Genomic DNA, 9360 nt, shown 5'->3' on the forward strand with positions numbered 1-9360 from the left:
AGATCATCAGAGTCGCGCTCGTCCCACAACTCCAGCCCTGCCCGGTCCTCAACCTGGACAGAACACCTCAAGCCGGAACAACGCCGGGGCCGTGGGTGGGTGCCGAGCTTGTTGCGAATGTTCGAAATGATCACGCCAATCTGCGCCATGGTAGGCGGGCGGGAGCCTTCTGACATGGCGACCGCGATCTCGTCGCGACGGCATGGTTTGCCGGCCCGGTCGATCAGGACCGCCAGCACATCGGCCTGCTGGCTGCTGAGTAGCACTGCGCGCCTCTCCGGGTACAGCCGCACCAAGCCGGTCGATGCGTTCAGCTCCACCCCACCGTAGGCCAGGAAACGCATCGACGTCAGTCGATCACGCTCAGATATGCGCACAACGCTACGAAACCGACCAACCCTCTCGCCGGCAGCGTTGGGCCGGTCGGCGATTGCCGCTGCTCTGCCCGCCGCACGGTCGGCCCCTCGCCAGCCGGCGGCCTGATCTGATGGCGGGAGTCGTTTCATCTCACCTCGCCTTCCGCCCACGCCCGAGTGTTCCGGACCTACGACGTACCGGAGTCCTGCGCGGTTCACCGAACCGCGAGTTCGAACGCGCCTGGACACGCCGACAGATCATCTGCAGCGCGGCGTCTCGCCGCCCGGCCGGAGAACGGCACCGGTCAGCGATGGTCGGCAGTGCCACAGGTTCGGCCGAGACGCGACACAGATCACTCCGTTGACCTCCCCCAGTCAGAGGGGATTGGATTCATCGAGGGTGATGAAGGAAAGGTGCACCCGACGTGTGAGGATGTGATTGCTTAGGCCATATCCACAGTAGAAGCGGGTGCACCCTTCTGGTGAGCAAGGGTAGCGGTTGGGATCAGCGGCTGGTCGTGGCCTCGGGTGGGAAGGGTTTGGTCGGTCACGCGGGTGCGGTCCTGCTGCGGCGGTGCGGGGACCGGACCGGGTTGACCGGCGGGTTGAGCAAGGTGCTGCCCCGGGGGAAGGGGCCGGGCTGGTGGGATCGGGGCACGGTCCTGGTCTGCCTGGCGGTCGCGATCGTGCTCGGCGCGACGAGCACGTCCGACATCGGGCTGCTGGCGCATCAGGCTCTGGTGTTCGCCGAGCCGCCGTCGGAAGCTACTGTGCGCCGCGCCTTGGCGGGGCTGGACGAGGCCGGGCCGCGCCGTGTCGCCAAGGCACGGGCGAAGGTCCGGGTCCGGGTCTGGGATCTGCTCGCCGGTCGGCCGCAGGGTTTCCCGTGGCTGAGCGTGGCGGGCAAGCTCCTTTCCGGGTGGGTGGTCATCGACCTGGACGCCACCCTGATCACCGCCCACTCGGACAAGCAGGGCGCGGCGGCGACGTTCAAGCGCGGGTTCGGGTTCCACCCGTTGGGGGCATGGTGCGCGAACACCGGCGAGAGCCTGGCCATGCTGCTGCGCCCGGGCAACGCCGGGTCGAACACGGTCACCGACCACATCCAGGTTCTCGGCGAAGCGATCGCCCAGCTCCCCGCGAAGTACCGGCGCAAGACTCTCGTGCGGGTCGACGGCGCCGGAGCCACCCACGAACTGCTGCAACACCTGGAGCAGATGAACCGGCTGTGGCGCACGGTGAAGTTCACCGTCGGATGGACGATCACCGACGCCGATGAGGCCGCGATCGCCGCCCTGCCCGCCACCGCCTGGGCAAGCAGCCTGCGCCAGGACGGGACCGCCACCGACACCGCGCAGGTCGCCGAACTGACCGGCCTCAACACCCGGGTCGGCGGCTGGCCCGCCGGGCTGCGGCTGCTCGTGCGGCGCACCCGCCCGGCCGCCCGACACGCCAAGAAACTCGCCGCCTTGGAGAAGAAGACCGGCTGGCGGTACGCGATCGTGGCCACCAACATCGGTCGGATCCACGGCGTGCCCGGCTCGCACCACCCGCAGTGGCTCGACGCCCTGCACCGGTCACACGCCGGCGTGGAAGACCAGGTACGGACGAACAAGGCCATGGGCCTGCGGAACCTGCCCAGCAAGTCCTGGACCGTCAACCAAGGTTGGATCCTCGCCGCGAACATCGCCGCCGACCTGGCCGCCTGGACCCGGCTACTCGGCCTGCACGACCAACCCGACCTCGCCCACGCCGAACCCGACACCCTGCGCTACCGGCTGCTGCACCTACCCGCGAAACTCACCACCCACGCCCGCCGAAGAACACTGTCCATCCCCGACACCTGGCCCTGGGCCGACGCGTTCCTACTCTGCTGGCAACGCCTGACCACCCTGCCGCTGACCACCTAACCCGCCCAAGCTGCCACTACCAGCAGAAAGACTGTCCCCGGACCCGGAGACCCGGCGCGCCCGCAGCGACACGCGGTCGACCCGTACTCACCACAGGAGGACAAAGCGGTCAAGCCGAAACGGTCAGGCAGGGATCAAAATCCTCTGACGAATCGAGGTTGAGCGCAGTCGAACCGTTGGTGACCGTATCCGTCGATGAGATAGGAGCCAGTACCAAACAGACGGGAGACGTGTGGTCAGCTTGAGACCGTCCGGACCGCTGCCGAGCGTGCTCGGTCTGCATGCCCCGATCGTCCAACCTTGTCGCGCCCCTGGCACGGTGCTGCGCGACGCCGTCGTCGACATAGCCGCGGTGTCCCGTGCCCCGCAGGTTGGGAGAGATCGGACGGTTGGCGGGCAGGATGCTAGTTGCTCACTCGACACGTCGCGGGTGGCCGAGACGTCATCGGCGGGCCGCTCCCGCCAGCACTTCGGACCCACAGGGCTCCGGCGGCGTGCCGAGTCGGGCAGTCCTCCTCCCCCTGCCCGGTCACTCGATGCGCACTTCTTGCGCATGCCAGCTCCGTAGGGTCGCTCTCGTCCACATCCGCTCGCGCGAGGGTGAGGTTCCGATGAGCCAGGGTGCGACCAGCGTCGTGCTCGTGCACGGCAGCTTCGTTGATGGATCCGGCTGGCAGCACGTCTTTGACCTGCTCGCGCAGGACAGGTACCCGGTCACGATCGTGCAGCATCCGACCCTTTCACTCGCCGGCGATGTCGCAGTCACGCGCCACGTTCTCGATGCCCAGGACGGCCCGGCGGTGCTGGTCGGTCACTCGTACGGCGGCGCCGTCATCTCCGAAGCTGGCGTTCATGGCCGACTCGCAGGTCCCCTGGGGCGAGGACGCACTCGCCGGGACCGTCTCGGTGCCCGCATGGCGCGCCAAGCCGAGCTGGTACCTGGTCGCCAAGGACGACCGCCTGATTCCCCCGCCGGCGCAGCCGGCCATGTCCGAGCGAACGCGGGCGACCACCGTGGAGACTCCCGGCAGCCACGCGGTGTACGCGTCTCAGCCAGCCGCCGTGGTCGATGTGATTACGCAGGCAGCTCTGTCGACCACTTGAGCGAGGGCCGTCGCATGTCCCAGGGCACCGAGCGCCGGGAACCACCCTCGGGATACCGCCAGGCCCAGCAGTCTTAGGAAGGAAACCCACATGACCGACGAGCCGCTTATCCCTGGCGAGCACGTCATCCTGGTCGATCGCAGGCCGCAGCGGTATCACGTCGCCGGAAGCGGACCGGTGTGCATCGTGCACCCTGGCGGCCCTGGCATCGGCTGGGAGTACCTGCGCATGCCGGCTGTGGAGGAACGGCTGACGTTGGTGTATCTGGAGCCGATCGGTACCGGCCAGTCGGCACGCTTCGACAAGGCGGATGACTACGCCATCGATCGGTACAGCCACTTTCTTGCCCAGGTCGTGGACCACCTCGCGGTGCCCGCGCCGCTGCTGCTCGGTCACTCGCATGGCGGCTTCGTCGCCCAGCAGTACGCGCTGCGTTACCCGGGCCGGCTGGGCGGATTGGTGCTATGCGCCACGTCGCCCGTTACCGGGATCGACTTTTGCAACGCCGCAGTAGCCAACGTCCAGCGATTCCCACACCGGTTTCCGGACCAGCCGGACGCGGCCGACATCCCCCATGCCTTCGCTGCTGCCCTTGCTGCTGGCAGCGACGCCGCGTACACCGAAGCACTGCGCCGTCTGCTGCCCATCTACCTGGCCCGCCCATGGCTCAACCCCGATCTGCTTCACGCGATGCAGGACGGCTTGCACGCCTGGGTAGCCCCGGCCCGTGCGCAGGAGCCGCCGTTCGACGTTCGAAACCAACTTGACTCGCTCCGGGTGCCCACTCTGATTCTCGCCGGAGCTCACGACTTCATTTGTGGACCCACCTGGGCCCGAATGCTCGTGGACGCGATTCCCGATGCTGAGCTCGTAACGTTCGCCGACAGCGGGCACGTGGTCCATTTCGAAGAGGCCGAACTGTTCGCTCTCTCCGTGGCCGACTTCGCCGCCGCAGCCAGGATCACCTCCTGGAGCTTGCCGGATCAATCATCGCCAGCAAGCGACGTACACCCCGGGCAGCCCCGGCAACGGCGGCTGCTGGAACCGCGGTCGTGAACCGACTGGCAGCAAGGAACGGCCGATCGTCCTCAATGTCGTCTCGGACGGAGGTGCGGGATGTGGCAGCAGCGCTCAGCGGTGTCGAACCGACGAGAGATACACCGATCCACGCCACCACACGAGCCAGAATCAGGTGGGCACCTCGGTCTGGCATGTGATGAACATCCAGAAGGTCAGATAGTCAGCCCAGAGGTCCCTGCGTCGGCGCCGACCGAGAGCGGACAGGCACCGCACGTCGATCTCCGCCGCGCATCGCAGCGGCAGCAGCGGATGAACGCGCTGCACGAGGCGCAGTCCCGACCGCTGTACCGGTTCCTGCTTCGGCTCACTCTCGGCAACACGCAGGCTGCCGAGGACCTGCTGCAGGAGACGCTTCTTCGCGCCTGGCGGCACCTCGACCATTTGCCGTCGGAGACGGAGCCCCTGCGGCGGTGGCTGTTCACGGTGGCGCGGCGGGTCGCGATTGACGCGGCTAGGACCAGACAGGTTCGCCCCCCGGAGACCGGCGCCGTGGATCTAACCACGATTCCAGCCGACGACAGCCCCATCGACCAGTTCGTTGCTGCCCATACGATCCGGGCCGCGCTCGCTCGGCTCTCGTATGACCACCGGCAGGTGCTGCTCGAGGTCTACGTCCGGGAGCGGTCGACCAAAGAAGCCGCGGCGATCCTGGGCATTCCCGAGGGAACAGTAAAGTCACGCACTCACCATGCGCTGCGCGCGCTCCGAGCGATCGTCGGGCAGTGACGCCGAAAGGCGGCAACTGCCCGGCCATCTCGGGTGCCTTGGGACGATCACAGCTCCCGTCACCGGCCCTTCATTGCCGACCAGTGCCGGCGATGTAGCGCTGGCGCCGCGAGAGTACTTCGATGATCTGCATGAATGCGCCGCCCAGGGCCGGGCTGTCTCCGCGATGCGCTCCTGACTGCCGTTCGACGCCCTCAATCACCGTTACCGGGCCGTGACGAGGCTCCATGTCCAGTGGAGCGGTCCCGCTGGCTCAGCCGCGCCGCCACGACGGCCGTGCCGTCTTGTCGCGTCACGGAAAAGAACGCGAGGTCGGCGACCGAAAGCTCAAGCTCGGTAGTGAGGTCGGTGGCACCGACCGAACCTGTCCACTCGTCGACCTCGTGAGCGTGCCCGTCAGTGGTAACGGCATAGAGCCGGTACCGCTCCGCTGGCTCGAGTCCGGTCACTGTGGCAATTATCGTGGTGCTGTGCCCTTTGGCCGCGATGACGACCGACAACCGGGCAGCGGCAGCGGTGCCCTCGACGGTCACTGAGGAGTCGACCGGCGTTAGCTGGGTCGATTCTGCGGGCCGAATTGCTCTCCCCACGGCCGTCCCGACCGCCAGCGCGATCAGCACCGCGATTCCGCCCATCGTGAGCCGGCGCAGGCGACCGAGTCTGCGGGTGCTGCGCGGCCGATCCGTGCCTTCCGCCTCAATTGGGGCCTCCGCCCGGGCGGGGCCGCGCCGAGCGATGTCCGCAGCCCCAGCACGCCTGCGGGTTGGAGCGGGCGGCCGGCCATGCTGGCGCGACACCGATACGGTGGCCGACTGTCCGGCCGCCGGGTCCGCGGTGAGCAACGCCGCCACCTCCGCGTCCGGCAGCAGGCTCAGGCCGCTGACCAGCGGGCCGAAGGCGTCGCACTCCCGCTGACAGGTGGGGCACCCGCCGAGATGCTGTTCGAAAGCCGCCTCTGCGGCGGCGTCCAAGGCACCCAGCAGGTATTGTGCGGCTGCCATGTGGACGGAATCATCGTGTTTGATGTCTTTCACGGCGTTACCTTCACTGGTGAACGCTCCCACCCTCATTGGTGCTACGCGGAATACGCCCATCCCGCCTTGTTCAGTATGACGGGCCGGCCGCTTGACGGGTTCACGGTTGATCCGGCAGCACGACGGCGTCACCGGCCGCTACCGGCTCAACCGGGCATGATGGATCGCCGACCCAGGATCCACGCTCAGCCAGTTTTGTCCCGCTGGCGCAGGCCCACAACCGGCCCGCCGCCAGCGCCGTCTCCGTGACATCCCACTCGCCGAGATTCACCATGGCCAGCCTTCGCCAGCCGCCGGGTCGCGACCCTTAACAGGGCCAGTGGCGGCCGAGGTCGGCCGGAGTCGCTGACCTACCCGGCCGGTCAGCCTGCTGCCAACTGCGCCGCCCGCAGTGGTCCGGACTCCGGACGTGGTCGGACCCCGACCGAGCCGCCGGGCACCTTGGAGCAGGGGTGCACCGGCTGCTGGAAAGAGACGCAGCCGGCCGCCGCGCGACACAGCGGGCAACTGGTTGGCCGAGGGCTGAAGCACGACGTCCCGTCACGCCGGACGGTCATGGTCAGCCCGTCGGCCGAGCTCAGCACAGATTACCGAGCGCCCGCATGGCCACCCGGCGCACCAGCGATGAAGTCAGTCTTGACTGCCCGTGTGCCACAGGAACCGACCGTTGATTGAGATCGTCACGTTGCCATCCGCCTGCAGAACGAGGATTGCCCCGTCGTTCTGCTCCGTCCTCGTGGTCCAAATCGCTTGCCCTGCGCTGTTGTAGAGCGCCAGGTTGCCGTCGGCCTGGAATACCAGTTTGATACCGCCCTTGCCGGCAGTGCCGGCACGCCAGACCGTCCGCCCGCGGTCTGTCAGGGCGACCTCGCCGTCAGCGCGCAGGATGAACTTGAGCCGGTCGGTCGACCATGCCTGTCCGGGGGTCAGCACGGCCGTGGCCGTCACGACCCTGGTCTGCCACTCCCGCTTCGGAGTTGCCGACGGGCGAGGCGTCGACCCGCTGCTGGTGTTACCCACCTTCGCTGGCTTCGGTGAAGCCCGGTCAGCGCCCGTGGGGCTGGCGCTGGCGCTGGCGCCGGGCCGAGCCAGCCTCGGATCGCCGCCGTAGTACTCGGCGTATCGCTGGACCAACGTGACGTATGCCTGCAGCCCCGCGGCCGCCGGTACTCCGCGGGCCTGCTTGACGGCCTCCGGGCCCCACACGAACGCCGCGATCGCCAGCGGATAAGGGTTGGGGGCCACGCCGGACATTTCTGCCAGCAGCGCGCACATTGCCCGGCCCAGGGCCGGGATCGCCGCCATGGGGTCCCAGGGCGAGGTCGCGGTGGGCCGCAGCGCGTACGAGGCCCACATCTGCGGAGTGAAGCCGGCGATGCCCTGGGCGCCGCTGGCGCCCAGCAGGTTCGGATTGAACGCGGAGGCCGCCATGAGGTGCGCCGCAATTCTGGCCGGGGGCATCTGCGGGCAGGTTCGTCCGGCGGACAAGACAAGGGCCAGGTACTCATTAGGTACGGCCCGTGGGGCGGCCGGCCCGCCGCCCGGGCCGGTCGCACTCGGACTCGGCGTGGGCGTCGACGAGGCGCCGGAGAATTCGGGCCGGGTGGCGTACCAAGCCGCGAGCCGCACCACCGTGTCCACGTATGTGCCCGCCGCGGCCGGCACACCCTTCGCGGTACGTACGGCATCCATGCCCGAGTGGTACGCGCCGAGCGCCAATCGCCAGGAATCCCCACCGACGTTCGCCTGGCGGACCTGCCCCACGAAGTCGCACATCGCGTGGGCGAGGGCGATGATGTTGGCCTTAACGTCGCTCCGATGCGCCTGTGGGGAGGGCTTCCAGCGGTCCCACATCGCCGTCGTGAGACCGGCAACTCCGGCTCTGCCAGATCCGGATTGAACGCTCGGGTTGAAGCCGGAGGCAAACATCAGTTGGCCGGCGAGTCGAGCCGGCGACAGCGTCGGGCAGGACAGCGCGGCGGCCTGAATGACCGGGACCTGGTCGGCGGGTACGGGTCTCCCGGCCAGGATCCTGCTCTCGGCGGTTGCGGTGCCGAAGCCGGCGGCGGCCACCACACCGAGAAGTGCGACCAGGATCAGCCCGAGTCCGGCGATCACGGTCCGTTTCACCGGGCTGCCACTCGCCACGTTCGCGGCATGTCGGCCAATCCGTCCCGTCTGGCGCAGGTGGGTGCCGATCCAGCGAGCCTGCCGCCGCCAGCGAAACGTGCCGACGGTGTCACGGGTGTTACGCACTGTCGCTCTCCCTCAACGCGGTCGTCCCTTCCACGACGGCTGCACACGGCTCTCGGTTCACCAGACTCGATGGTCCGATCAACGGCGGCGCAGTTTGTCGCCGTCCGACACCGCGGCTCTGGCGCTGAGCTGCACCTGGCCTGATGGAGGGCAGTCGCTGCGTGCCTTTCGTCCTGGTGCCCAGACGTGGCGTGGGGTGGGAGTCGGCCAAGCTGCCGGTGCGGGTCGGTGGTAAACAGACGGTCGCCAGCCGGGCGAGGTCGCGTGCGACGTTGAGGTCTCGGTCGAGGGCGCTGAAGCGCAGTGCATCCTCAGCAGGCTGCACCCTCTGGTTGGCTGGTGGTTGCGGTGGCAAGCTGCGCCGAACGATCGAGCCGCGCCTGCACCACCGCCGTACCGTCCAGCTGGCACACCGAGAAGAAGGCCAGGTCACTAATAAAGGGGCGCGGCATGCTCCTGCTGGATCTTCCGCATTCAGGGACCGAAGTAGGTCAGTTCATTCCCCGCTCCCGTCGGTTCGGGGATGCCGGCACCGCGATGGTTCGCAGCCACGGTCACCGGTGCCCGGATCGCGGGAGCGGGCCGAACCCAGGGCAGCACGGCGCCTCCGCCACCGGGGCATGGTGGGTCGGCAGGCGCCACAGGCGGGGCTGACGGCTGTTCGCCATTTTATGGTCAAACATGGTCGTGCGTTGTCGCGTATGATGGCCGTGTGAAGCTTTCGGAGTGGGCTCGCCGGCAGGGGGTGAGCTATCAGACCGCCTGGCGATGGGTGAGGGACGGCAAGATGCCCGTCCCCGTCCGCCAGGCGCCCTCCGGAACGTGGATCGTGACCGAGCCCGCGAGCGCCGAGGGTCGTGTAGTCGCGTACTGCCGTGTCTCCTCCGCCGACCA

Annotated in this window: 7 protein-coding genes and 2 pseudogenes; 6 read left to right on the top strand and 3 right to left on the bottom strand. The window is 68.4% G+C overall.

What is annotated here, in order from left to right; all coding sequences use genetic code 11:
• On the bottom strand, nucleotides 1–344 hold a 344-nt coding region (locus AB0I41_RS33800), incomplete at its 3' end, for a helix-turn-helix domain-containing protein (protein ID WP_357115169.1).
• Nucleotides 345–838: 494 nt separating this feature from the next.
• Between AB0I41_RS33800 and AB0I41_RS33805 the strand changes: the two genes are divergently transcribed.
• The 5 genes and pseudogenes from AB0I41_RS33805 to AB0I41_RS33825 all read left to right on the top strand — a co-directional run bounded on the left by AB0I41_RS33805 (nucleotide 839) and on the right by AB0I41_RS33825 (nucleotide 5176).
• On the top strand, nucleotides 839–2266 hold the full coding sequence (locus AB0I41_RS33805) for an IS1380 family transposase (protein ID WP_357115171.1): 1428 nt from the start codon (nucleotides 839–841) through the stop codon (nucleotides 2264–2266).
• 611 nt (nucleotides 2267–2877) lie between these two features.
• Nucleotides 2878–2992: pseudogene (locus tag AB0I41_RS33810) on the top strand (hypothetical protein); the annotation flags it as partial.
• A gap of 54 nt (nucleotides 2993–3046) precedes the next feature.
• Nucleotides 3047–3370, top strand: coding sequence for an alpha/beta hydrolase (locus tag AB0I41_RS33815; protein WP_357115181.1), 324 nt, complete (start codon nucleotides 3047–3049; stop codon nucleotides 3368–3370).
• A gap of 90 nt (nucleotides 3371–3460) precedes the next feature.
• Entirely contained in the window at nucleotides 3461–4426 is a 966-nt protein-coding gene (locus AB0I41_RS33820) for an alpha/beta hydrolase (RefSeq protein WP_357115173.1), read from the top strand.
• 273 nt (nucleotides 4427–4699) lie between these two features.
• On the top strand, nucleotides 4700–5176 hold the full coding sequence (locus tag AB0I41_RS33825; RefSeq protein ID WP_357115175.1) for a sigma-70 family RNA polymerase sigma factor: 477 nt from the start codon (nucleotides 4700–4702) through the stop codon (nucleotides 5174–5176).
• Nucleotides 5177–5370: 194 nt separating this feature from the next.
• On the opposite strand, the gene AB0I41_RS33830 is transcribed toward AB0I41_RS33825, so the two are convergent.
• Both AB0I41_RS33830 and AB0I41_RS33835 read right to left on the bottom strand, forming a co-directional pair.
• On the bottom strand, nucleotides 5371–6240 hold the full coding sequence (locus tag AB0I41_RS33830; RefSeq protein ID WP_357115177.1) for a zf-HC2 domain-containing protein: 870 nt from the start codon (nucleotides 6238–6240) through the stop codon (nucleotides 5371–5373).
• A gap of 600 nt (nucleotides 6241–6840) precedes the next feature.
• Nucleotides 6841–8466, bottom strand: coding sequence for a hypothetical protein (locus tag AB0I41_RS33835; RefSeq protein WP_357115179.1), 1626 nt, complete (start codon nucleotides 8464–8466; stop codon nucleotides 6841–6843).
• Nucleotides 8467–9178: 712 nt separating this feature from the next.
• On the opposite strand from AB0I41_RS33835, the pseudogene AB0I41_RS33840 reads away from it, so the two are divergent.
• A pseudogene (locus tag AB0I41_RS33840) lies at nucleotides 9179–9360 on the top strand (IS607 family transposase); the annotation flags it as partial.

This window comes from Micromonospora sp. NPDC050200 (assembly GCF_040656135.1).
In the GTDB taxonomy this organism is placed as follows: Bacteria; Actinomycetota; Actinomycetes; order Mycobacteriales; family Micromonosporaceae; genus Micromonospora.